Origin of the sequence: Thermophilibacter mediterraneus (genome assembly GCF_900119385.1) — a bacterium.
GTDB lineage: Bacteria > Actinomycetota > Coriobacteriia > Coriobacteriales > Atopobiaceae > Thermophilibacter > Thermophilibacter mediterraneus.
Genome location: NZ_FPKO01000008.1, coordinates 559,071 through 580,913, shown reverse-complemented (window position 1 = coordinate 580,913; position 21,843 = coordinate 559,071). Strand labels below are relative to the sequence as shown.

Annotated in this window: 23 protein-coding genes and 4 pseudogenes; 19 read left to right on the top strand and 8 right to left on the bottom strand. The window is 71.9% G+C overall.

The window, feature by feature from the left end; all coding sequences use genetic code 11:
• Positions 1–47: 47 nt before the first annotated feature.
• The 11 genes from yedF (at position 48) to BQ7106_RS04595 (ending at position 10,768) form a co-directional block, all read left to right on the top strand.
• Positions 48–698: a sulfurtransferase-like selenium metabolism protein YedF gene (gene yedF / locus BQ7106_RS04645; RefSeq protein WP_072371929.1), complete on the top strand. Its 651-nt coding sequence runs from the start codon at positions 48–50 to the stop codon at positions 696–698.
• A gap of 3 nt (positions 699–701) precedes the next feature.
• Positions 702–956: a putative Se/S carrier protein gene (locus tag BQ7106_RS04640; RefSeq protein ID WP_072371926.1), complete on the top strand. Its 255-nt coding sequence runs from the start codon at positions 702–704 to the stop codon at positions 954–956.
• A 199-nt stretch (positions 957–1,155) separates the two neighbouring features.
• A complete protein-coding gene (locus BQ7106_RS04635) occupies positions 1,156–2,304 on the top strand; it encodes an aminotransferase class V-fold PLP-dependent enzyme (protein ID WP_072371923.1) in 1,149 nt (382 codons plus the stop codon).
• Between the two features lie 284 nt (positions 2,305–2,588).
• Positions 2,589–4,457, top strand: a complete 1,869-nt coding sequence (gene yqeB / locus BQ7106_RS04630; RefSeq protein WP_072371920.1) for a selenium-dependent molybdenum cofactor biosynthesis protein YqeB — start codon at positions 2,589–2,591, stop codon at positions 4,455–4,457.
• Between the two features lie 8 nt (positions 4,458–4,465).
• Positions 4,466–5,323, top strand: a complete 858-nt coding sequence (gene modA, locus BQ7106_RS04625) for a molybdate ABC transporter substrate-binding protein (RefSeq protein WP_072371917.1) — start codon at positions 4,466–4,468, stop codon at positions 5,321–5,323.
• 99 nt (positions 5,324–5,422) lie between these two features.
• On the top strand, positions 5,423–6,112 hold the full coding sequence (gene modB, locus BQ7106_RS04620; RefSeq protein WP_072371914.1) for a molybdate ABC transporter permease subunit: 690 nt from the start codon (positions 5,423–5,425) through the stop codon (positions 6,110–6,112).
• On the top strand, positions 6,109–7,200 hold the full coding sequence (locus tag BQ7106_RS04615) for a sulfate/molybdate ABC transporter ATP-binding protein (RefSeq protein WP_072371911.1): 1,092 nt from the start codon (positions 6,109–6,111) through the stop codon (positions 7,198–7,200). The genes modB and BQ7106_RS04615 overlap by 4 nt, the downstream gene beginning before the upstream one ends.
• A complete protein-coding gene (gene moaA, locus BQ7106_RS04610; RefSeq protein ID WP_240307429.1) occupies positions 7,197–8,186 on the top strand; it encodes a GTP 3',8-cyclase MoaA in 990 nt (329 codons plus the stop codon). The genes BQ7106_RS04615 and moaA overlap by 4 nt, the downstream gene beginning before the upstream one ends.
• 1 nt (position 8,187) lies before the next feature.
• On the top strand, positions 8,188–9,201 hold the full coding sequence (gene moaC, locus BQ7106_RS11430; protein WP_420855282.1) for a cyclic pyranopterin monophosphate synthase MoaC: 1,014 nt from the start codon (positions 8,188–8,190) through the stop codon (positions 9,199–9,201).
• Complete coding sequence (locus BQ7106_RS04600; RefSeq protein ID WP_072371904.1) at positions 9,198–10,250, top strand: molybdopterin-binding protein; 1,053 nt, start codon at positions 9,198–9,200, stop codon at positions 10,248–10,250. Before moaC ends, BQ7106_RS04600 begins: the two co-directional genes overlap by 4 nt.
• Before the next feature lie 2 nt (positions 10,251–10,252).
• The gene (locus BQ7106_RS04595) at positions 10,253–10,768 is read left to right on the top strand and encodes a MogA/MoaB family molybdenum cofactor biosynthesis protein (RefSeq protein ID WP_072371901.1); all 516 of its coding nucleotides are present in this window, start codon (positions 10,253–10,255) and stop codon (positions 10,766–10,768) included.
• An 18-nt stretch (positions 10,769–10,786) separates the two neighbouring features.
• Here BQ7106_RS04595 and BQ7106_RS04590 read toward each other — a convergent pair whose 3' ends face one another.
• Positions 10,787–11,074, bottom strand: a complete 288-nt coding sequence (locus tag BQ7106_RS04590) for a UTRA domain-containing protein (protein WP_083526899.1) — start codon at positions 11,072–11,074, stop codon at positions 10,787–10,789.
• Positions 11,075–11,167: 93 nt separating this feature from the next.
• Between BQ7106_RS04590 and BQ7106_RS04585 the strand changes: the two genes are divergently transcribed.
• Entirely contained in the window at positions 11,168–11,959 is a 792-nt protein-coding gene (locus BQ7106_RS04585) for a Cof-type HAD-IIB family hydrolase (protein WP_072371897.1), read from the top strand.
• Positions 11,960–11,968: 9 nt separating this feature from the next.
• On the opposite strand, the gene BQ7106_RS04580 is transcribed toward BQ7106_RS04585, so the two are convergent.
• From BQ7106_RS04580 to BQ7106_RS10625, 3 genes and pseudogenes are all read right to left on the bottom strand, one after another.
• A complete protein-coding gene (locus tag BQ7106_RS04580) occupies positions 11,969–12,688 on the bottom strand; it encodes a TVP38/TMEM64 family protein (RefSeq protein WP_083526898.1) in 720 nt (239 codons plus the stop codon).
• Between the two features lie 160 nt (positions 12,689–12,848).
• Positions 12,849–13,193 carry an ATP-binding protein gene (locus tag BQ7106_RS04575; RefSeq protein ID WP_072371894.1) on the bottom strand — a complete coding sequence of 115 codons (345 nt, stop codon included), beginning with the start codon at positions 13,191–13,193 and terminating at the stop codon, positions 12,849–12,851.
• 91 nt (positions 13,194–13,284) lie between these two features.
• Positions 13,285–13,848: pseudogene (locus tag BQ7106_RS10625) on the bottom strand (response regulator transcription factor); the annotation flags it as partial.
• A gap of 262 nt (positions 13,849–14,110) precedes the next feature.
• Between BQ7106_RS10625 and BQ7106_RS04560 the strand changes: the two are divergent.
• From BQ7106_RS04560 to BQ7106_RS04550, 3 genes and pseudogenes are all read left to right on the top strand, one after another.
• Positions 14,111–14,380, top strand: a complete 270-nt coding sequence (locus BQ7106_RS04560; protein WP_072371891.1) for a type II toxin-antitoxin system prevent-host-death family antitoxin — start codon at positions 14,111–14,113, stop codon at positions 14,378–14,380.
• Positions 14,370–14,675 (top strand): type II toxin-antitoxin system RelE/ParE family toxin, encoded by a 306-nt coding sequence (locus tag BQ7106_RS04555; RefSeq protein WP_072371888.1) that lies wholly within the window; start codon positions 14,370–14,372, stop codon positions 14,673–14,675. The genes BQ7106_RS04560 and BQ7106_RS04555 overlap by 11 nt, the downstream gene beginning before the upstream one ends.
• 219 nt (positions 14,676–14,894) lie before the next feature.
• Positions 14,895–15,806 (top strand): annotated as a pseudogene (locus tag BQ7106_RS04550) (DUF1848 domain-containing protein); the annotation flags it as partial.
• Positions 15,807–15,895: 89 nt separating this feature from the next.
• Here BQ7106_RS04550 and BQ7106_RS04545 read toward each other — a convergent pair.
• The 3 genes and pseudogenes from BQ7106_RS04545 to BQ7106_RS11345 all read right to left on the bottom strand — a co-directional run.
• A complete protein-coding gene (locus BQ7106_RS04545) occupies positions 15,896–17,008 on the bottom strand; it encodes a DUF1648 domain-containing protein (protein WP_072371882.1) in 1,113 nt (370 codons plus the stop codon).
• Positions 16,998–17,138 carry a hypothetical protein gene (locus BQ7106_RS11260; RefSeq protein WP_240307428.1) on the bottom strand — a complete coding sequence of 47 codons (141 nt, stop codon included), beginning with the start codon at positions 17,136–17,138 and terminating at the stop codon, positions 16,998–17,000. The genes BQ7106_RS04545 and BQ7106_RS11260 overlap by 11 nt, the downstream gene beginning before the upstream one ends.
• A 42-nt stretch (positions 17,139–17,180) precedes the next feature.
• A pseudogene (locus BQ7106_RS11345) lies at positions 17,181–17,348 on the bottom strand (GntR family transcriptional regulator); the annotation flags it as partial.
• Positions 17,349–17,551: 203 nt separating this feature from the next.
• Here BQ7106_RS11345 and BQ7106_RS04535 point away from each other — a divergent pair.
• From BQ7106_RS04535 to BQ7106_RS11405, 4 genes and pseudogenes are all read left to right on the top strand, one after another.
• Positions 17,552–18,301: an ABC transporter ATP-binding protein gene (locus BQ7106_RS04535; protein ID WP_072371875.1), complete on the top strand. Its 750-nt coding sequence runs from the start codon at positions 17,552–17,554 to the stop codon at positions 18,299–18,301.
• Between the two features lie 5 nt (positions 18,302–18,306).
• Positions 18,307–19,974 carry a hypothetical protein gene (locus BQ7106_RS04530; RefSeq protein WP_129583790.1) on the top strand — a complete coding sequence of 556 codons (1,668 nt, stop codon included), beginning with the start codon at positions 18,307–18,309 and terminating at the stop codon, positions 19,972–19,974.
• Positions 19,975–20,203: 229 nt separating this feature from the next.
• The gene (locus tag BQ7106_RS04525; RefSeq protein WP_083526897.1) at positions 20,204–20,965 is read left to right on the top strand and encodes an Abi family protein; all 762 of its coding nucleotides are present in this window, start codon (positions 20,204–20,206) and stop codon (positions 20,963–20,965) included.
• Between the two features lie 78 nt (positions 20,966–21,043).
• A pseudogene (locus BQ7106_RS11405) lies at positions 21,044–21,154 on the top strand (helix-turn-helix domain-containing protein); the annotation flags it as partial.
• Positions 21,155–21,176: 22 nt separating this feature from the next.
• Here the strand turns inward: BQ7106_RS11405 and BQ7106_RS11400 are convergent.
• On the bottom strand, positions 21,177–21,827 hold the full coding sequence (locus BQ7106_RS11400; RefSeq protein ID WP_338064444.1) for a helix-turn-helix domain-containing protein: 651 nt from the start codon (positions 21,825–21,827) through the stop codon (positions 21,177–21,179).
• Positions 21,828–21,843 lie beyond the last annotated feature (16 nt).

Below are 21,843 nucleotides of genomic sequence, written 5' to 3'. Positions count from 1 at the left end.
GTGGGACGAGATGACGGTGGCCCCGCGGGGCCTGACGGGAGGCAGACATGGCAGAGACGGTGCTGACGATCGACGCGCGCGGGGAGGCGTGCCCCATCCCGGTGGTCCGGACGCTCAAGGCGCTCGGCGCGCTCGGGGGGCCGGGCGCGGTGGAGACGCTCGTGGACAACGAGGTGGCCGTGCAGAACCTCACGCGCATGGGGGAGGGGCGCGGCTGCGAGGTCTCGGTCGAGCGGCGGGCCCAGAGGGAGTGGCGCGTCACCGTGCGGGCGTCCGAGGCCGTCGTGGTGGCCGGCGGAGAGGCCGAGGCCGTGACCTGCGACGTCCCGACGGGCGCCGGCGAGGCCGCCGCGGCTGCCCCGCGCAACGTCGTGGTGGCCATCACGGCCGAGACCATGGGCACCGGCGACGACGAGCTGGGCCGCAAGCTCATGAAGGGCTTCGTCTTTGCCCTCACGCAGCTCGACGAGCTGCCGGCGTGCGTGCTGCTCTACAACGGCGGCGCGCACCTGAGCTGCGAGGGGTCGGACGCCCTCGACGACCTGCGCGGCCTCGCCGAGTCGGGCGTGGAGGTCCTCACCTGCGGAACGTGCCTGGACCACTACGGCATCACCGACCGCCTCGCCGTTGGCGAGGTCACCAACATGTACGTGATCGCGCAGCGCCTCACGGGCGCGAGCCTCGTGGTGAGGCCGTAGGGGATGCGGCGCGCCCGGGTGCCGTCGCTCGTGGTGAGCTTTCCCACCACTGCCGCGGCGATGGCGTGCGAGGAGAGCTGCGTCCGCCGGGGGCTCCCCGGTCGGATGATCCCCGTGCCGGGGGAGGTCTCGGCGGGGTGCGGGCTGGCGTGGAAGGCGGCGCCGGAGCTGCGCGACGAGCTCGCGGCGGCGCTCGCCGAGGACGGCGTCGCCGTCGAGGCGATGGCCGTGGTCGAGCTGCTGGAGTTCGTGCGATAGGGCGGCGGGGTCGTAGGGCCGCGGCGTACGGCCCGAGCTTGTAGGCGCGAGACGACACTTTGCGGGGCAGAAACGTCGTTTCTCTCCTACAGTCTGAGCTTGTAGGCGCGAGACGACGTTTTTCTCGCCAAGAGTGTCGTTTTGCTCCTACCGTTTGCCGTCCGTCGAGAAACCGCCCGGCGAGAAGGACGTGAGGTCGATGATCTACCTGGACAACGCCGCGACCACGATCCGCAAGCCGCGGGAGGTGGTCGATGCGGTGACGAGCGCGCTGACGACGCTCGGCAACGCCGGGCGCGGCGCCGGTGCCGGAGCGCTCGACGCCGGGCGCGTGGTCTGGCGCTGTCGCGAGGCGGTCGCGCGCCTGCTGGGATGCCCCCGCGCCGACCACGTGTGCTTCTCGGCGAACGCCACGGAGGCGCTCAACGCCGCCCTGTCGGGCCTGGTGCGGCCGGGGGATCGCGTGGTCACCACGGTGCTGGAGCACAACTCCGTGCTTCGCCCGCTCGCGCGGCTGGCGGACGAGCGCGGCGTCGAGGTCGCCCACGCGCCCTGCGACGGGCACGCCTTCCTGGACATGGACGAGCTCGAGCGGCTGGTGACGCCCGGAACGCGGCTCGTGTCGGTGACGCACGCATCCAACGTGACCGGAAACCTCGTGGACGTGGCGCGCGTGGCCGAGATGGCGCACGCCGCGGGGGCGCTCTGCCTGGTGGACGCGTCGCAGACGGCGGGGGCGGTGCCCCTGGACATGCGCGAGGCGGGCATCGACGTGGTCTGCTTCACCGGGCACAAGGGCCTCATGGGGCCCCAGGGCACGGGCGGGATGGCGGTCGCGGAGGGAGTCGAGGTGCTCCCCTGGGCCGAGGGGGGCTCGGGCGTGCGCTCCTTCGAGCGCCGGCACCCGCTCGACTGGCCGACCCGCATGGAGGCGGGCACGGCCAACGCCCACGGGCTGGCCGGCCTGGAGGCCGGCATCGCCTTCATCGAGAGGAACGGCGGCCCCGCGGCGGTGGGCGCGCGCGAGCACGAGCTCGCGCGACGGCTCTACGAGGGAGTGCGCGGCCTGCCGGGCGTCACGGTGCACGGGGGGTGGGACGTGGCGCCCGAGCGCTGCGGGAGCGTCGTGGCGCTGTGCGTCGACGGGCTCGGCTCGGACGAGGTCGCCGACGCGCTCGCGGCGGGCTGGGGGATCGCCTGCCGAGCCGGCGCCCACTGCGCCCCGCTCATGCACCGGGCCCTGGGAACGGAGCGCCAGGGAATCGTGCGCCTGAGCTGCGGGTGGTTCACGACGGAGGAGGAGGTCGACGTCGCCGCCGCGGCGATTCGCGAGATCGCGGCGGCCTGACGAGCCGGCCCCGGCCCCGGCGCGCACCCCGTTGCCCCGGCGCCGCCCGTGGGCGCGCCGCGACCGTTCGCGGGCCCCGACGCGTCGCCGCGTGAGGGCCAAACAGATTGTGAGTTATACTGACCAATTGGAATCCGAAGGCGGTCGTCGAGCGTTATATTTTAGAAAACATAACGATGACCTGCAAAAACGATATGAGGCACGGAGGGTCAGGCCGCTTTTTTTGGGGGGTCGACCTGCGGGGCACCCGGCGTTGGGGCCCGCGTGAGAGGGGAGTTGCGCGCATGCTGGTGGTGATTCGCGGCGCCGGGGACATCGCGTCGGGCGTCGCGCTGCGCCTGCGCCGGGCGGGCATGGAGGTGGTGATGTGCGACCTCGCGGTGCCCACGTCCATCCGGCGCACCGTGTGCTTCTCGGAGGCGATCCGGCTGGGCGAGGTGCGCGTCGAGGACGTTCGCGGCGCGCTCTGCGCGGACGCCGGGGAGGCGCGCTCCGTGGCCGGATCAGGCGACGTCGCCGTCCTCGTCGACCCCGACGCCCGCTGCGTGGCGGAGCTTCGCCCCGACGCGCTCGTCGACGCGATTCTCGCCAAGCGCAACCTCGGGACCACGCGCGACATGGCGCCGGTCGTCGTGGGGGTCGGCCCCGGCTTCACGGCGCGGGTCGACTGCGACGCCGCGGTCGAGACCATGCGCGGACACTATCTCGGGCGCGTCTACTACGAGGGCTCGCCGCTCCCCAACACGGCGGTCCCCGGCCTCATCGGCGGCTACGCCGGCGAGCGCGTGATGCGCGCCCCCGCGGACGGCGTCTTCGAGCCCTGCGTCGAGATCGGGGCGCAGGTCGCGGCCGGGGACGTCTGCGCCACGGTGGCGGGCGTGCCCATGCGCGCGACGATCGACGGCGTCGTGCGCGGCCTGCTCCAGCGGGGCGTCGCCGTGCGCGAGGGCATGAAGTCCGGCGACGTTGACCCGCGCTGCCACCCCGAGTACATCCGCAGCTCGTCGGACAAGGCGCTCGCGGTGGGCGGCGGCGTGCTCGAGGCGATCCTCGCGCTCTCCGGCGACAAGAACGTGCGGGTTGCGGACGGTCTGGGGCCGGAAATCGTCCACAACCAGCACGTCCCCAACCATGTGCGGGTTGCGGACGGTCTGGGGCCGGAAATCGTCCACAACCCGCACGTGAACGGGTCCCTCTCCGACGCGGCCTTCGTCTCGGCGCTCGCGGGGGAGCTCTCGGCCGGGCGCCGCGTGGGTCTTGCGAGCCTGCTCGCGACCCGCGGCTCGATGCCGCGCCACGAGGGCGCGCGCCTCGCCGTGACCGAGGGCGGGCGCCTGCTCGGGACGGTCGGCGGGGGCGCGGTCGAGCGCCTCGCCATCGTGCGCGCCCGCGAGGCGCTCGCCGGCGCCGCGCCGAGCCTCGAGTGGTACCGCACGGGCGACGAGATGGCGTGCGGCGGCGACGCCCTTCTGGCGGTGCGCGCGCTCTCCGGGCGCGACCTTCCCGTCCTCCGCGACCTTCTCCGCGCGCTCGACCGCGACGAGCCGGTCGTCGTCGAGGAGCGGTGGGCTGACCGCGCGGAGCCCTCGCTCTCGATCGCCCAGGCCTCACGCCTCGCCCGCCCGACGTGGGACGACGCCGCCGGGACCTACCGAGAGCCCGTCTGCGCCCGCGCGCGCCTGCACGTCTTCGGCGCGGGCCACGTCGGCGCCGCGCTCGTGGGGCTCGCGGCCCGGGTGGGCTTCGAGCCGCACGTCTACGACGACCGTCCGGAGCTCGCCACGCCCGACAGCCTTCCCGACGCGGCAACGCTCAGCTGCGGCCCGTTCGATCAGCTCGCCGCCTCCGCGACCATCGCGCCCCGTGACGCGGTCGTGGTGCTCACGCACGGCCACGTTCACGACGAGACCGTTCTTCTCGCCGTGCTCTCCCGCGACGCGCAGCCCGCGTACGTGGGCTGCATCGGGAGCCGACGCAAGTCGGACCTCGCGCGAGAGCGCCTGCTTGCGGCCGGGGTCCCCGTCGAGCGCGTCGACGCGGTCCACATGCCCATCGGTGAGGACATCCTCGCCGTCACGCCCGCCGAGATAGCCGTCTCCATCGTCGCGCAGCTCATCCGCTGCCGCGCGGAGCGGCGCGAGACCCAGAGATAGTGGGAGCCATGAGCGCACTGACCAGAAGGACGTTCGTCGGGGGGGCCGCCGCGCTGCTCGTGGCCGGGCTCGTGGCCTGCGAGGCGAACGACGCCGCCCCGAGCGACGACGCCGAGCCCGCGGCCGAGACCAGCACGGTCACGGTCTTTGCCGCCGCCTCCATGGAGGAGAGCCTCACCAAGGCGGGCGGCCTGTTCACCGACGAGTACCCGCAGTACGAGCTCAGCTTCAACTTCGACTCCTCGGGCACGCTCAAGACCCAGATCGAGGAGGGCGCGGAGTGCGACGTCTTCATCTCCGCGGGCCAGAAGCAGATGAACCAGCTCGACGCCGAGGACACCACCGGCGACAACACCGACGGCCTCGACCTCATCGACTCGGCGAGCCGCTTCGACATCCTCGAGAACAAGGTCGCCCTGGCCGTCCCGGAGGGCAACCCCAAGGGCATCGAGAGCTTCGACCAGCTCGCCGAGCTGCTCCGCGCGGGCGACGTCTTCATGGCCATGGGTAACTCCGACGTGCCGGTCGGCCAGTACACGCAGGCCATCCTCGAGTTCTACGGCCTCGACGAGGCGGCCCTGGCGGCGGCCGGGACCATCACCTACGGCTCCAACGTCAAGGAGGTGACCTCCCAGGTCGCCGAGGCCACGGTCGACTGCGGCGTCATCTACCAGACCGACGCCTACTCCGACGGCCTCGAGGTCGTCGACGAGGCGACGCCCGACATGTGCGGCCAGGTCGTCTACCCCTCCGCGGCGACCAAGAACGCCCCGAACCCCGAGGGCGCCGCGGCGCTCCTCGAGTTCCTCAAGGGCGCGGACGCGTCCGCGTGCTTCGAGGAGGTCGGCTTCACCCCGCTCGCGTAGCGCGGAAGCGTGCAAAAGGGACAGGCACTTTTGCACGCTTCGCCCCATCTGTGCGACTGTGCAAAAGTGCCTGTCCCTTTTGCACGCGAAGGACCGCGCATGGACTGGTACCCGCTCATAAACTCGCTGCGCATCGCGGCCATCTCGACGGTGGTCGTGTTCTTCGCGGGCATCTGGCTCGCGAACCTCGTGGCCCGCGCACCGCGCCTCGTGAAGGGCGCGCTCGACGTGGTTCTCACGCTGCCGCTGGTGCTGCCGCCCACGGTGGTGGGGTACCTGCTGCTCGTCCTGCTCGGCCCCCGCCGACCCCTCGGCGCGCTCGCGGCGCAGCTGCTCGACCTGCGCCTCACGATGGTCTGGTACGCCGCCGTCTTCGCCACCGTGATCGTGAGCTTCCCGCTCATGTACCGCACGGCGCGCGGCGCCTTCGAGGCCTTCGACCCGACGCTCGCCGACGCCGCGCGCACCCTCGGCCACTCCGAGCGCTGGATATTCTGGCGCGTGAAGATGCCCTGCTGCCTGCAGGGGATCGTCGCCGGGGCGGTGCTGGCCTTCGCGCGCGCCCTCGGCGAGTACGGGGCCACGTCGATGCTGTGCGGCTACACGCCGGGGTCGACGGCCACCGTGGCCACCACGGTCTACCAGCTCTGGCGCACCGGAGACGACGCGGGGGCCCTCACGTGGGTCCTCGTGAACCTGGCCATCTCGGCCGTGGTGCTGCTCGCCATGAACTGGTTCGAGGCGCGCGGCCGCGCCGGCGCGGCCGCGAGAAGGGCGGGCGCGCGATGAGCCTTGTCGTTGACGTCCGCAAGCGGCTCGGGTCCTTCTCGCTCGACGTGTCCTTCGAGGTCGAGAGCAGCTCGGAGATCCTGGCGCTGCTCGGTCCGTCCGGGTGCGGCAAGTCGCTCACGCTCAAGTGCATCGCGGGGGTGCTCACCCCCGACGAGGGGCGCGTGATGCTCAACGGGCGCGCGCTCTTCGACTCGTCGGCGCGCGTGAACCTCCCGCCGCGGGCCAGGCGCGTGGGCTACCTCTTCCAGCAGTACGCGCTCTTCCCCAACATGACGGTCGAGGCCAACATCGGCGCCGGGGCGGTGGGGGTCTCGCGCGAGGAGCGCGCCCGCCGCGTGGCGGAGCAGGTGCGGGCCTTCCACCTGGAGGGGATCGAGCGCCTGCGCCCCGCCCAGCTCTCCGGCGGGCAGCAGCAGCGCGTGGCGCTGGCGCGGATCCTCGCCGGCGACCCGGAGCTGATCCTGCTCGACGAGCCCTTCTCCGCGCTCGACGGCCACCTGCGCTGGGAGTTCGAGATGATGCTCTCGGACACCCTGCGCGCGTTCCCCGGCGGCTCGGTGTACGTGAGCCACAACCGAGACGAGGTCTACCGCCTGTGCGACACGGTCTGCGTGGTCGCGGACGGCCGCTCCGAGGAGAAGCTCACGATCCCCGAGCTCTTCTCCACGCCGAGCACCCTTGCGGCGGCGCTCATCTCGGGCTGCAAGAACGTCTCCCGCGCGCGGGTGGCGGGGGAGGGGGGCGCCCGCGGCGCGACGCTCGCCTGCGACGACTGGGGCGTGGAGCTCCGGACGACGCTCCCGGTGCCGCCCGGCGTGACGCACGCGGGCCTGCGCGCCCACTACCTGCGCGTCCACGCCGACCCCGCCCGGGCGGCCGGCGAGCCCAACGTCATCCCCTGCGCGGTCGACCGCGTGATAGACTCGACCTTCTCCACGATCGTGATGCTGCGGACGCCCGGCGGCGCCCTCCTGCGCTACGAGTGCGAGAAGGACGCGTGGGCGCCGCTCGCCGGCGCGCGCGAGCTCGCGGTGGTGGCGGACCCGTCGATCGTGATGCCGCTCTCGGGAGGTGACGCAGCGTGAAAAAGGGACAGTCACTTTTGCACGATCGGACGCGCGACGCGCAGGGCCGCCCCATAGCCTACCTGCGCCTCTCGGTGACGGACCGCTGCAACTGCCGCTGCGCGTACTGCATGCCGGCGGCCGGCGTGCCCATGCTCGCGCACGACGACATCTGCTCCTTCGAGGAGCTCGCCCGCATCACGGCGGCGTGCTGCGAGCTCGGCGTCCGCAAGGTGCGACTCACCGGCGGGGAGCCGCTCGTGCGGCGCGGGCTGCCGGACCTGGTGCGCATGCTGCGCGAGGTCCCGGGCGTCGAGGAGCTCGCGCTCACGACCAACGCGACGCTGCTCGCCCCGGTGGCGGCCGAGCTCGCGGCGGCGGGGCTCGACCGCGTGAACGTGAGCCTCGACAGCCTGCGCCCGGAGCGCTACGCGCGCCTCACGCGCGGGGGCCGGCTCCCCGACGCGCTCGCCGGCATCGAGGCGGCGCTCGCCGCGGGGCTCGGACCGCTCAAGCTCAACTGCGTCCTCATGGGGGGCGTCAACGACGACGAGGTGGCCGACGTCGCCGGCATCGCGCGCGAGCGACCCGTCGACGTCCGCTTCATCGAGCTCATGCCCATCGGCGAGGCCGCGCGCTGGTCCCGCTCGCGCTTCGTGCCGGCCGAGGCGGTGCTCGCGGCGCTGCCGGAGCTCGAGCCCGTGGCGGGGTCGGGTCGCGACGGCGTGGCGGAGCTCTTCTCGGCCCCGGGCTGGGCGGGTCGCGTCGGGCTCATCCGGCCGATGAGCCACCGGTTCTGCGCGGGCTGCACGCGCATCCGCGTGACGGCGGACGGTCGGCTCAAGCCGTGCCTGCACTCGGCCGACGAGGTGAGCCTGCGCGGGCTCGAGGGAGGGGCGCTGCGCGAGGCGATTCTCGCGGCGATCGCGCTCAAGCCGGCGCATCATGGGATGGACGGGGCCCACGCGAGCGAGTCGGCGCGGGCCATGAACGAGATAGGGGGATAGCGTGGCCGAGAAGAACGTCGGGTCCGCGGCGCCCGCGGCCGCCGACAGCATAAGGGGCGACGACCTCACGCACGTGAACGACCAGGGTCGCGCCCGCATGGTGGACGTGGGCGGCAAGCCGCGCACGCGCCGCCGCGCGGTGGCCGCAGGCTTCGTGCGCATGGCGCCCTCGACCGTGGAGCTCGTGCGCACGGGCGGGTCCAGGAAGGGCGACGTGCTCGGCGTGGCGCAGGTGGCGGGCATCATGGCCGCCAAGCGCTGCTGGGAGCTCGTGCCGATGTGCCACCAGGTCCCGCTCTCGGGCGTCGACGTGCGCTTCTCGGTGGAGCCGGGGGGCGTCGCGATCGAGGCGGAGTGCCGCTGCACCGCCGAGACGGGCGTCGAGATGGAGGCCCTCACGGCGGTCTCCGTCGCGGCGCTCACCGTCTACGACATGCTCAAGGCGCACCAGCGCGACATGGTGGTCGAGGAGGTGCGCCTGCTCGAGAAGGACGGCGGGGCGAGCGGGAGGTTCACCGTGCAAAGGGGACAGGCACTTTTGCACGCTGAACCGGAGGAAGCGTGCAAAAGTGCCTGTCCCCTTTGCACGGTGGAGGCGGTCTGCGTCTCCGAGCGAAAGGGCACCCGCAAGCACCCGGTCGACGAGATCGAGCTCGTGGTCGGCAGGGGCGTCGCGGGCGACGCGCACGCCGGGAACTGGCACCGCCAGGTGAGCCTGCTGCCGGCCGAGGCGGTGGACACCCTGCGCGACGTGCTTCCCGACCTCGCGCCCGGCGACTTCGCGGAGAACGTCCTCACGCGCGGGCTCGACCTCAAGGCGCTGCCGGTGGGCACGACGCTCAGGGCGGGGTCGGCCGAGCTCGTGGTGACGCAGATCGGGAAGGAGTGCCACGCCGCCTGCGAGATCCGCAGGCTCACGGGCAAGTGCGCGATGCCCACCGAGGGCATCTTCTGCGTGGTGACGCGGCCCGGCACGCTGCGTGCCGGCGACAGGCTGGAGGTGGTCTCTCGATGAGGCTCGTGAGGACCGAGGACGCGGTGGGGCACGTGCTCTGCCACGACATGACGCAGATTCTGACCGGCGACGACCCGGGCGCGCCGCGCTTCAAGGGGCCGCGCTTCAGGAAGGGCCACGTGGTGACGCCCGACGACGTCCCCGTCCTTCTCTCCATGGGCAAGCGCAGCCTCTACGTGTTCGAGCTCGAGCCCGGCATGGTCCACGAGGACGACGCCGCGGCCCGCATGGCGGCGCTCGTGGCGGGGCCGGGCACGCGGACGTCCGGGGCGCCCTCGGAGGGCAAGATCAACGTGCTCGCCGACCGCGACGGCGTGCTGCTCGTCGACTCGGCGCGCCTCGCCGCCGTCAACTCGGTCGACGAGGTCATGGTCGCCACGCGGCGGGGCGGCTTTCCCGTGCGCGAGGGCGACCTCCTGGCGGGGACCCGCGTGATCCCGCTCGTCATTGCCGAGGAGCGCCTCGCCGCGGCAGAGGCGGCGGCCGGGGGCGCGCCGCTGCTGTCCGTCGAGCCGTACCGCCTGCGCACCGCCGCCGTCATAGCGACGGGCTCCGAGGTCGCCTCCGGTCTCATCGAGGACCGCTTCACGCCCGTCATGGTCGAGAAGCTCGCCGCGTACGGCATCGAGACCGTGATGCGCGCGACCCCCGGGGACGAGCGCGCCGACGTCGCGGCCGCGATCGGCGAGGCCCGCGCGGCCGGCGTCGACCTCGTGCTCTGCACGGGCGGCATGTCCGTGGACCCCGACGACAACACCCCCGGCGCCATCCGAGCCGCCGGGGCGCGCGTGGTCGCCTACGGGGCGCCGGTCCTGCCGGGGGCGATGCTGCTCGTGGGCTACCTCGGCGGACCCGAGGGCCGCGAGGTCCCGGTGCTCGGCGTGCCGGGGTGCGCGATGTACAGCAGGGCGACGGTGCTCGACCTCGTGCTGCCGCGCATCGCCGCGGGCGTGGAGATCCGGCGCGCGGACCTCGTGGCGCTCGGCGAGGGCGGGCTGTGCCTGGGCTGCGCGGAGTGCGCGTTCCCGCACTGCCCGTTCGGGAGGTAGCTATGGGCGAGAGGGTTCCGAGGGGCGGGGCGCACCGGGCGCTCGTGGTCACCGTGAGCGACCGCGCCTCGGCGGGCATCTACGAGGACGAGACGGGGCCGGCCGTCGCGGCGCTGCTCGCCGCGAGCGGCTACGAGGTGGCGGGGACCCGCGTGGTCCCCGACGAGCGGCCCGACATCGAGGCCGCGCTGACCCGGGCCGCCGACGAGGACATCGCGCTCGTGCTCACCTGCGGCGGGACGGGCCTCTCGCCGCGCGACGTCACGCCCGAGGCGACCGAGGCCGTCTGCGAGCGCCGCGTGCCGGGCCTGCCCGAGGCCATGCGCGCCGCGAGCGCGAGGATCACCGACCGCGCGTGGCTCTCGCGCGCGACGGCCGGGATCGTGGGGCGCACGCTCGTCGTGAACCTCCCCGGCAGTCCGCGCGCCGCGACGGAGAACCTCGAGGCCGTCCTGGGACCGCTCGGGCACGGCCTCGACATCCTGCGGGGCGGCCCGGCGACCTGCGCGCGCCCGTGAGGGGCCCCGCTGCGCCCCCTACCGGGTGACCACGAGCCGAGCCGAGAAGAACCCGGGGAGCTGCAGCGCGTCGATGTGCTCGAACTGGGCGCCCGTGCTCGAGAACGTGTGCGACACGATGCGCGCCGCGTACGTCCCCGCGCCCACGCCCAGGAGCGTCGCGTCGGCCTCCCCGACGGGCTCCATCGTGATGGTGCGGCGGCTCGTGAGGACCTGGAGCCCGAGCGTCCCCTCGATGTGGGCGTACGTCCCCGAGACGGCGATTTCGGGCGTGAGCCCGGGAACCTCGAGCTGATGTGGGAATATTTATTCGCATAAATCTGGCAGGGAGGGCGTCCTGGAGCAGGGCCGGGCCCGTCGGCGGGAGCGCCCGCCACGCCTGCCGGGAGGGGAGGGCCCATGATCCGCGCCGCGTTCTTCGACATCGACGGGACGCTCGTGAGCTTTGACACCCACGAGGTCCCTGCGTCGGCGGCGCGCGCGCTCGAGGGGCTGCGCGAGCGGGGCGTCCTGCTCTTCCTGGCGACGGGCCGCTCGATGGCGGACCTCCCGCGACCCATCCGCGAGCTCGACGCGAGGCTGCCGTTTGACGGCGTGCTCGCGTTCAACGGGCAGTACTGCTACGACGCCTCGGGGGAGGTCTTTCGCGACGAGCCCATCGACCCCGACGACGTGCGCCGCATCACCGACCTCGCCGCTGCCGGCACCATCGACGTCGCGGTCATGCAGCTCTCTCGCATGTTCGTGAGCCGCCACACCCCGCGCGTGGTCGCGGCGGAGGCCGCCGTGGACAACGTGACGCCGGTGGGGGACCTCGCCCTCGCGCTCGAGGAGCCCACCTACCAGTTCTGCGTCTACGTGGGGCCCGGGGAGGAGCGCCTCTTCATGGACGCGTGCGAGCACGTGGAGCCCACGCGCTGGAGTCCCAACTTCTGCGACGTCATCCCCGCGGGCGGCGGCAAGCCGGCCGGCGTCGCCGCGGCGCTCGAGCGCTGGGGGCTCTTGCCCGAGGAGTGCGTCGCGTTTGGAGACGGCGGCAACGACGTGCCGATGTTTCGCTGCGTGGGGACGAGCGTGGCCATGGGCGGAGCCGACGACGAGGTGCGCGCGGCGGCCACGATGGTGGCGCCGGGCGTGGACGACGACGGCGTCCTGGAGGCGTGCCGGAGGCTGGGGCTGCTCGGGGCCTGACGCCGCGCGTCAGGTGGTCGCGCGGCGCCGGACGAGCGCGTAGGCGCCCCCGCCCGCCCCCACGAGCGCGAGGGTGACGACGAGCGTGGCGACCGCCGCGGCCCAGTTGCCCTGCGAGGCGAACCCGGCGGCGAGCGTCGACGTCACCACCGAGGGGATCCTGCCCACCGTGGCGATGGCGCCGACGCGCCACCAGCGGCACGGCGTGAGCCCCGCCACGTAGGTGAGGACGTCCTTGGGCGTTCCCGGGATGAGGAAGACCAGGAACATGACGAGCTCGAAGCGCGCCGAGTCCCTGAGCCACGAGACCCCCTCGACCTGCTCCGCCGAGAAGAACAGGCGCACGACGCGCATCCCGAGCGCCCTCACGAGCGCCGTCACCACGAGCGTCCCCACGAGCCCGCCGAGAAGGCAGATGACGGTCCCCTCCCAGGCGCCGAAGAGGTAGCCGGCGGCGAGCTCGACGGGCTCGCCGGGGAGCACCGCCACCACGATCTGCGCCACGACGAGCGCCCCCATGGCGACGGGCGCGAGGGCGCCCTGGGCGTCGACCCAGGCGCGGACCGCCTCGCCGTTCGAGAAGAAGCCCCAGAGCCCGGGGCCGAGCGTGACGCCTGCCGCAAGGGCGGCGAGGGCGACGGCGGTGGCGGCGAGGGCGGCGCGCACGCGGCGCCGACCGCTCCCGTCGGGGCGCGTCTCGGTCGTCCTGGCATCGTCTGGGCTGGTCATCGCCGTCTCCCTCCGTCAGCTTGCTCACGGTGACCAGACTAGGGGGAGAAGGTCAAGAAAGCCTAAACGATCGGTGGTAAATCCGTCACATTCCGGCGGGGCCCTGGGCCGGGGCCCGGGTCGCGGCGTCGTGCCGCGCCGGCGCCCCCGCTCGCGGCGCTCACGCGCCCCGCGGCTCCCGTGGGGCGGACACGCGCACCCGGACGAGCGCCCCGCCGCCCTCGCCCCGGGAGAGCTCGAGCGAGCCGCCGTGCTTCTCGGCGAGGAGCCGGGCGACGTAGAGCCCGAGCCCGAGGTGCCCACCGGCGCCCTTGGACTCGCCCCAGAAGGGCTCCGCCGCGCGATCCAGGGCGGCCTCGCCGAACCCCGGGCCGTCGTCGGTGACGACGAGCTCGAGCTCGTCGTCTTCCCACGAGAGCGAGACGCCCACCTCGCAGCGGGCGTAGCGAGTCGCGTTGGCCACGAGGTTGTCCGCGATGCGCGAGAGCGCGCGGCCGTCCGCCATGACGAGCGGGGGCAGGCCGTCGCCCGCGCCACGAGTACCCCACGCCCCACACGGTCGCGAGCGGCTCCGTCGCGCAGCCCGCCTCGGCAAGCGCGCGCCGGATGCGCCGCACGTGCTCGGTCACCACCGAGGAGTCGCCGGGCTCGCCCCAGACGCGCTCGTAGATCATGTCGCGGTCGAAGACCTGCCCCGGCCTGCGGGAGAGGAGGGCCACGATGTCGAAGTCCTTGCGCGCGAGGGTCGCGACGCGCTCCCCGTCGTCGGTCGCGACCCGGACCTCGCGGCGCGCGAAGTCCACCGTGACGCCGCCCGAGAAGCGGACCGTGGCGCGGTCGAGGCGCCTGCGCTCGCGCGCGAGCTGGGCGCGCACGCGGGCGCCCAGGACCTCGAGCGAGAAGGGCTTGGTCACGTAGTCGTCCCCTCCCGCGGCGAAGCCGGCGATGGCGTCCGCGTCCTCGACGCGCGCCGTGAGGAAGATGATGGGGCAGGCGACGAGCTCGCGCACTTCCCGGCAGACGGAGAAGCCGTCGGCGTCGGGCAGGTTCACGTCCAGCAGTATGACGTCGGGCGCGCGTCGCGCGGCACGGAGCGCCTCGGAGGCGTTCGCGGCGACGAGCGTGCGGTACCCCTCGAGGCGAAAGTACGAGTCGAGCATGTCCGCGATGTCGCGCTCGTCGTCAACTATGAGGATGAGGGGCGCCTCCCGGTGCCCGTCGCGCGTCACGTCCATGATTCCTCCCGTCGAACGTAGAGCCCCTCAATGTTAGCCGGACATGGTCAAGCAATTCTCAACTCTCGCCGGGGATGCCGCTCGGGAGACGTTGCCGCGGTTCGTCCGCGCCCGCTCGCGCCGCCGGGGGCGGTAGCGTGGTATTATTGAGCCACATTTTGCCCGTGAGAAGAGAGGGGAGCTCGCCATGGCGGTCTGCGTTCCCATTCGCGACATGAAGGACACGGCGGCGTTTGCCAGGCTCGTCAAGGAGTCTCCCGAGCCTGTCACCGTCACCAAGAACGGTTACAGCGAGTTTGTGGTCATGCGGGCCGAGGACTACGACCTCATGTGCGAGGAGGTGGCCAAAGCGCGCCTCGTCCGCGTTCTTGCGGATGCGGACGGATCGTACGAGCGAGGAGACTACGTTGACGGGATCGCGTTCGTCTCCAGTATGAAGGAGAAGTATGGCCTGTGACTTCGTTCTTCTCCCGCGCGCTCAGGCGGACTTCGAGGAAATCGTGCGCTATCTCTCGGTTGAGCTTGAGAGCAAGAAGGCTGCACGTCGTTTTGTCGAGGAGTTTGAGTCTAAGGTTGCGCTCGTTTGCGAACACCCGGAAATGTATCCGCTGAGTCGCATGCCCGAAGTTGCCTCGCGTGGCTATCGTTCGATGCCCGTCATGCGCTACGTTGTCCTGTACGCGTACCGTGACACCCGAATCGTGATAGCGCACATCTTCCACTCGCTCCAGGATTACGCGCGCTACGTCTGATTTCCCGAGGAGGGCGTGAATCTCTCGGTGTCGGATGCTGCCCGCCCGCGCACATAGGCGCCGCGCCTCCCTCCGGCTGAACAGGAACCCTTCTCTTGAAATAGAACACCTGTTCTTCTATGATTGCCCACGAGATCGGAAGAAGAGAGGGGGCCGCCGCCTCTTTTGAGGCGGCGCGGGCGCTTTGGGGGGGACGAATGATCATCAACACGGGCGCGCACCGACACCGTCCAGTACTACGCCCCCTGGCTGCTGCGCCGCTTCGAGGAGGGCTACGTCCTGGCGAGAAACCCGCTCTTCCCCAACAAGGTGACGCGCTATGAGCTGGATTCGGCGGTCGTGGACTGTGTGGTCTTCTGCTCCAAGGACTATCGGCCCATCCTGCCGCGCCTTCATGAGATCACGGACCGCTTCAATACCTACTTCTACTACACGATAACCGCCTACGGCAAGGATATCGAGCCCGGCGTTCCGAGCGTCGAGCAGAGCATGGAGACGCTCGTCGAGCTGGCCGACCAGGTGGGCTCGCGTCGCGTTGCGTGGCGCTACGATTCGGTGCTGCTCACGCCCACCTACACCCTCGAGCGTCACCGCGAGACCTTCTCGCGCATGTGCGACGTGCTGGCACCGCACGTGGACCGCTGCATCTTCTCCTTCGTGGAGATGTATCGGAAGCTGCGCCTCAACATGCCCGAGCTCATGCCGCTCTCCGTTGAGGACATGGATGACCTTGCGCGGACGCTCGGCTCCGTTGCGGCCGAGCATGGTCTATGGCTCCAGACCTGCGGCACCAACGGGGACTTCTCGCGATACGGCATCCACCAGAGCGGCTGCATGACGCTCGACGTCCTGGGGCGCGCCAACGGCGTGGAGTTTCGTCAGCTCAGGCACCGGGGCATGCGCGCCGGGTGCTGCTGCTTCGAAGCGCGCGACATCGGCGCCTACGATACCTGCCCAAACGGATGCCGGTACTGCTACGCCAACAGGGACCATCGGAGGGCGGCCGAGAACTATCGCCGGCATGATCCGGAGAGTCCCCTTCTCATAGGCAGCGTTCGGCCGGAGGACGCGGTGACCCGGGGCGCCCAGAGGAGCCTGATCGCCAACGCCGGCCAGCGGACGCTTTGGTAATCGGGGCTTGCCCCTTCTTTGAGCTGACGCACGACTTCATAGAGCCGGCGATCGGTTGCGGATAGGCTCGGTCGTGCGTAGCGGCGCGCTCAGACGAGCAGCCCGATAACAACAACGAACGCCGCCACGGCGGCCACGAAGAGGGCGACGAGGCCCCACGAGCGCGGATTGCCCCAGTTCATCGCCCATCCCACGCCAAAGCGCCGGGGCACCACGACGGAGGGGTCCTCGCGGTTGACGTAGAAGAGACCGAGGTGCCACCGCGCGTCGTCGTCGAAGTCCAGCTCGCCGGCAGCCCCCATGCGGCGCAGGAGGCGCGAGCCCGCCTGGCCGTAGACGAGCGCAATGCCGAGCTGCGGCACGATGGCGCCCACGCAGACCACAAGCAGCGCGACGAGCGACTGCCCCGGCGTCACAACTCCGGCGAACGTCAACGGCATGAGGGCGATTGCCGCCACGATCACAAGGCCCGTCACCAGCATCGCCACGCTCTGCGCACGGGCGAACATGCCGTAGGCGAGCGCCGAGGCCGTGGGGCTCTCCGGCGCGACCGGTCGGCGGCTGCGCAGCATCTGCCAGTGCGCCGCGGCAAAGGAGAGGGCGAGAAACGCCTGCACCGCCACGGGCATTGCGATGACCTGCCAGCCCTTGGCCAGGTAGTTGTCCACCACGCCGGCGGCGTCATAGTGCACGGGCACGGGGTCTGGCATGGCGGGGTAGAGCGCCACGGTCACGACGAGCGTGACGAGAATGACAGGCAGGTAGAGGAGGTTCCAGGTGAGGGGGAGCGGCTTGGGCGCGTTCTTCTCGGCTGAGCCCGCCACGGCGGCAGTGCGCTGGGCGTGCGCCCTCCAGCCCTCGGCGCGCTTGATCGCGCGCACGCGCGTGCGAAAGACGAGCATGAGGATAAACCCGACGAGCACGGGCGCGCATGTCAGGGCGGAGAGGGCGAGCGGGTTGGCGGCGAGCGAGAGCGCGTAGGTGCCCGCGGCGCACGCGACCGAGATGACGAGAAGGGTCACGAGGTAGACGCGGCGCATCCGGGCGATGCGCGGGTCCGACTGCGCGGACTCGGGGACCGTGACGGCAAAGGCCTCGCGGCGGCGCGTGAGCCAGGGCACCGCGGCGAGCAGGCCCCCTGCGAGCAGGGTGAGGAGCGCCATGGCAACGCCCGTTGCCTGGGACACCAGCTCAGCTGACATGGTCCGCCTCCCCGGGCAGGCCCGCGGCGACTCGCTCGGAGGCGGCGAGGAACGCCTCGCGCGTGCCGCCGCTTGCCTTGAACTCGACGGCGAGCTTCTCGAGCGCGGCCCCGAGCTCCGCGGCACCCATGCCGGCGGCGGGGTCGGAGGGCGCGTCGGCAACGTAGGCCCCGCGCCGGCCGAGCAGGATGACGTAGCCCTCGTCGCGCAGGGTCGCGTACGCCTTGTTGACGGTGTGCAGGTTGATGCCGAGGTCCTCCGCGAGCGAGCGCGTCGCGGGCAGGGCGTCGCCGGGGCGCAGCTCGCCTGCGGCTATGCCCGCGATGACGGAGTCGCGCAGCTGCAGGTAGAGCGGCGTCTCCGAGAGCTTGTCGACCGTGATGACCGTGGCTGCCCGCCCTTCGCGCGTGGAGGAACTGTGTTCTATCTGAACTATAGCAGACGCGCCCGGAAAGGGGTATAGTACCCGCCATCTGTTATAGAGCAGCTATAACAGAACCGTGCAAAGGGGACAGTCACTTTTGCACATCCGAAGGAGGAGAAATGGAATACGTGCTCGAGGTTCGTCACTTCCGGAAGTCCTACCGGGACAAGGTTGCGGTGCGCGACCTCTCGCTCTCGGTGGCGCCGGGGGAGATCTGTGGCTTCATCGGCCACAATGGCGCGGGAAAGACCACGCTCATCCGCTCGGTGGTGGGGGCTCAGCCGCCCACGTCGGGGGAGGTCCGCGTGTGCGGCATGGACGTCTGGCGCGAGCCCGTGGCAGCAAAGCGCCGCATGGCCTACGTGCCGGACAACCCCGACGTCTACGACTTCCTCACTGGCGTTCAGTACCTGGACCTTATCGCCGACGTCTTCGGCGTGGGCACGGAGGAGCGTCGTCGACGCGCGGGCGAGCTCGCGGGGCGCCTCGAGCTCTCGGATGCGCTCGGCGACCCCGTCTCCGCGTACTCCCACGGCATGCGCCAGAAGCTCGTGCTCGTGGGGGCGCTCCTGCACGACCCGACCCTGCTCGTGCTCGACGAGCCCTTCGTGGGCCTCGACCCTTCGGCCTCCCACGAGCTCAAGGCCATCCTGCGCGAGCGCGCGGAGGCTGGCGGGGCGGTGTTCTTCTCGTCCCACGTGCTCGAGGTCGTGGAGCGGCTCTGCGACACCGTTGCCGTCATCCGCGCGGGCGAGCTCGTGGCCTCCGGCCCCACCGACGAGGTGCGCGGCTCGGAGTCGCTCGAGGACGTGTTCCTCGAGCTCGTGGACGAGAAGGACGGCGACGCCGCGACGAGAAGGACGAGGTGATCGCCATGACGTCTCGCTCTCGCGGTCGCGCCCTCGGCCCTCTGCTCTGCCTCCAGGCGCGCTCGCTCCTCTACGGGCTCGGCCTCCGGCGCGGGAGGGGCCGCGCGCGGCTGCTGGGCTCCGCTGCGCTCGTCGCCCTCCTCGCCGCCGTGGCGATCGCCTACCTGTGGGTGCTCGGGTCGGGCATGGTCGCCGCGGGAGCCGCCGGCGCCATCCCTGCCCTTGCGGCGCTTGCGGGCTCGCTCGCCGCGGTGGCGCTCGTGTTCGTCAAGGCGCCGGGCACGGTCTTCGGCTGCCGCGACTACGACCTCGTTGCGGCGCTGCCGGTCCCCGTGCGAACGGTCGTGCTCGCGCGGACGGCCCCGCTCTACGGTTTCGGCGTCGCGCTCTCGGCGCTGCTGTCGGCGCCGCTTCATGCGGCGTACTTCTCCTCCGCGCCCGCCTCTCCCGCCGCGGTGGCAGCCGCAGCGGCCGTCTCGGTGCTGGCGCCGCTTGCACCGGCGGCCGTGGCCACGCTCGTCTCGCTCGCCCTCACCTCGGTCGCCGTGAGGTTCCGGCATGCGGGTGCGGTCCAGCTCGCCCTCTCGGCGCTGGCGGTTGTGGCCGTCGTCGCCGGGTCGCTCGCCCTCGGCCGCGCCTCGTCGGGGGTCGACGACGCGGCGGCCCTCGTGGCGATGGGCGACGTGGCGGGCGCGCTCTCCGCGGCCGTGGCATCCGCCTACCCGCCGGCGGCCTGGGCGGCCGCTGCGGTCCGGGAGGGGTCGGTCGCGGGCCTCCTCGCCTTCGCGGCGCTCTCGCTCGCGCTTCCCGCGCTCGTGACGCTGGCCCTCGCGGCACGCTATCCGTCGGTGAACGCCGCGGCGACCTCCGGGCCCCGCCGCTGTGCGCGCCCCGCCGCGACCCCTCGCGGCGCCGCGAGCCCGCTTCGCGCCCTCACGGTCAAGGAGCTCCGCCGCGTCGGCTCCATGCCCTTCTACGCGCTCAACGACTGCGCGGGGCTCATCCTCATGGTCGCGGCGGCGGGCGCGATCGCCCTCTTCGGCGTGGATGCGCTCCTCGCTTCCGGGGTCGTCAACGGCGTCCAGCTCGACGTGCGGACCGTCGCGGCGATGCGCGCCCAGGTTGACGCGGCCCTGCCGTGGGTCTTCGGGTTCTGCGGGGCGATGTCGCTCACGGCGGGGCCCTCCGTCTCGCTCGAGGCGCGCGCGAGCTGGCTCATGCTCACGGCGCCGGTGGGCGCCGGGGCTGTGCTCGGCTCCAAGCTCCTCGCCAACCTCGTGCTGGGCGGGGTCGCGGCGGCGGTCTCCGCCGTGGCGCTGCTGGCGGGCGGCACCGCGCCGCTCCTGGTGCTCCAGTGCGTCGTAGCGGCCGTCGGCATGCTCACGGGCTTTGCCTCGGTCGCGCTTGCGATCGACGCCTCGCGGCCCAACCTCTCCTGGACGTCCCCCTCCGAGGTCGTCAAGCGCGGCCTGCCGGTCATGGTGGGGTCGATCGGCGGGGTCCTGGCGTCGTTCGGCCTCGCCTTCCTCTCGGTGACGGTCGCCGGCGCCCTCGGGCCCGCGGCGTCCGCCGCGGTCAACCTCGCCGCTCCGGCCGCCTGTGCGCTCGGCGGGCTTGCGACCCTCCGTTGGGTCGCCCGCCGCGGGCTCCCGGGCCCCGGCTGGGGAGAGTGACGCCGAGGGGAGGGGCCGTCACAAGGAGTCCCCGTGGCGGCCCCTCCCTTGTCGGGGCTTCGGTTGAGACACGGTTCCGGGCGAGCTGAGGAAGGGCCAGCCAACAACAACTTGATGCCGACGTAAATGCCTTGTTATATTCCGCGAAAGTGGGTAAGATACAAATCGATGGACCCGGGATGACCGCTGCTTGCATGTCACCGGGTCTAAAATTTTATCTGGAGGAGCAATGCTCGAAGAGCCGAAGTCGAACCCCTCGTCACAATCCAAGGAAGACGAGGCGGGTGCCACGAGGGCATGGGCGGAGCGTTGGCTCTCGCAAAAGCGCCTCGCTCCGTACCTTGCCGTCTGCGAGGGCGACGTGGAGCGGGCACTTGACCTCTACGAGTGGAACATATCGCTCGGACAGGTGCTCATGAGGGACATCGCCCACTTCGAGGTTGCGCTGCGCAACGCCTACGACCGCGTGATGGGCGAGCGTTGGCGCGGCGCCCACTGGCTGCTCGACGATAGGTCGCCGGTGCTGTGCCCCATCGTGCGCATGAGCAAGAACGGGAACCCGCGAGACGTGAACCTCGTGAACCGCCGTGCGGTGGCTCAGGCGCGGCGCAACGCTCATGACAAAGACGACCCCAACCAGGTGGTCGCCAACCTCATGCTGGGGTTCTGGGCGCACCTGACCGATCGTAGCCGCGAACGCGACCTGTGGATCCCCTATCTCAACGCCGCGTGGCCGAAGGGCACCAACCGCAACGACCTAAATAACGCCCTCGCCGCCATCAATCGGGTGAGGAACCGCGTCGCCCACAACGAGCGGTTGTTCGACCCCTTGATGGAGGCGCTCTCTCCGGCGCGAGCGGACGCGAGCATCATCCGGGCACTGTGGGTCCTCTGCCCCGAGGCGGCGGAGCGGCTGTACGGAGACTGCGACAAAACGCCTGTCGAACTGTTCTGCGGGGAGCATCCAGCTCCGGCAAACGTGAGACTGTAGGAAACTGTGCGAGAAGGGGTGCCTGCGGGCGCCCTCTCTTGCCCTTGCGACGCATCTAAAGAATCCACCGTGAGGAATATGGCGCTCATGGGGGGGAGGCAGGCGCTCGGCCTCTCCCAGGAGGAGCTCGCGCAGAGGCTCTACGTGAGCCGCGTCACGGTGAGGAAGTGGGAGACCGGGAGGGCCCTGCCCGACGTCCAGAGCATGCTCCTCATCGCGAACCTCTTCGGCACCACGATTGACGAGCTGGTGAGGGGGGACGTGGACGAGATGCGCGAGATGGTCGAGAAGAACGAGCGGAGGACGAGGACTTTCGCGGTGGCGCTGGCCGCGGTCGCCATTGCCATTGCCGTTGTCGCCGCGCTCGCCGGCTCCTTCGCCCTGGGGCGCCTCGCCCGCCCGGCGTGGACGGCGGCCATCCTGCCGACGCTTTCATCGCGCCGCCCTCATTCGGGCGACCCCCTCCAGGACGTCGCGCAGGCGCGCGGCGTCGGCCTCCTTCTCCTCGAGAGCTGCGCGCGAGGGCGCACCTCGCCTCTCCGGGGTCCGCGGCCGCCTGTGCCGCCCCCATGGGGGCGGAGGCCGCAGCGAAGGCGACCGTGGTGCTTGCCGGGTAGGCGGCCAGGGCCTCACCGGCGAGCCTCGCCGCCTCCGCGGCGTCTCCTCGGGCGCCCGCCTCCCTTGCGGGGCCCAGGACCTTCTCGGCCCGCGCCTCGTCAACGTCCGGGTCGTACCCAAGAAGATCGTCCGTCGTCGTCCCGAGCGCCGCCGCGAGCGGGCCTAGGACCATGATGTCGGGGAGCGCCTGCCCGGTCTCCCACTTCGACACCGCGGCAGGGGTGAGCCCCAACTGCCTAGCCAGGCGCTCCTGCGTTTAG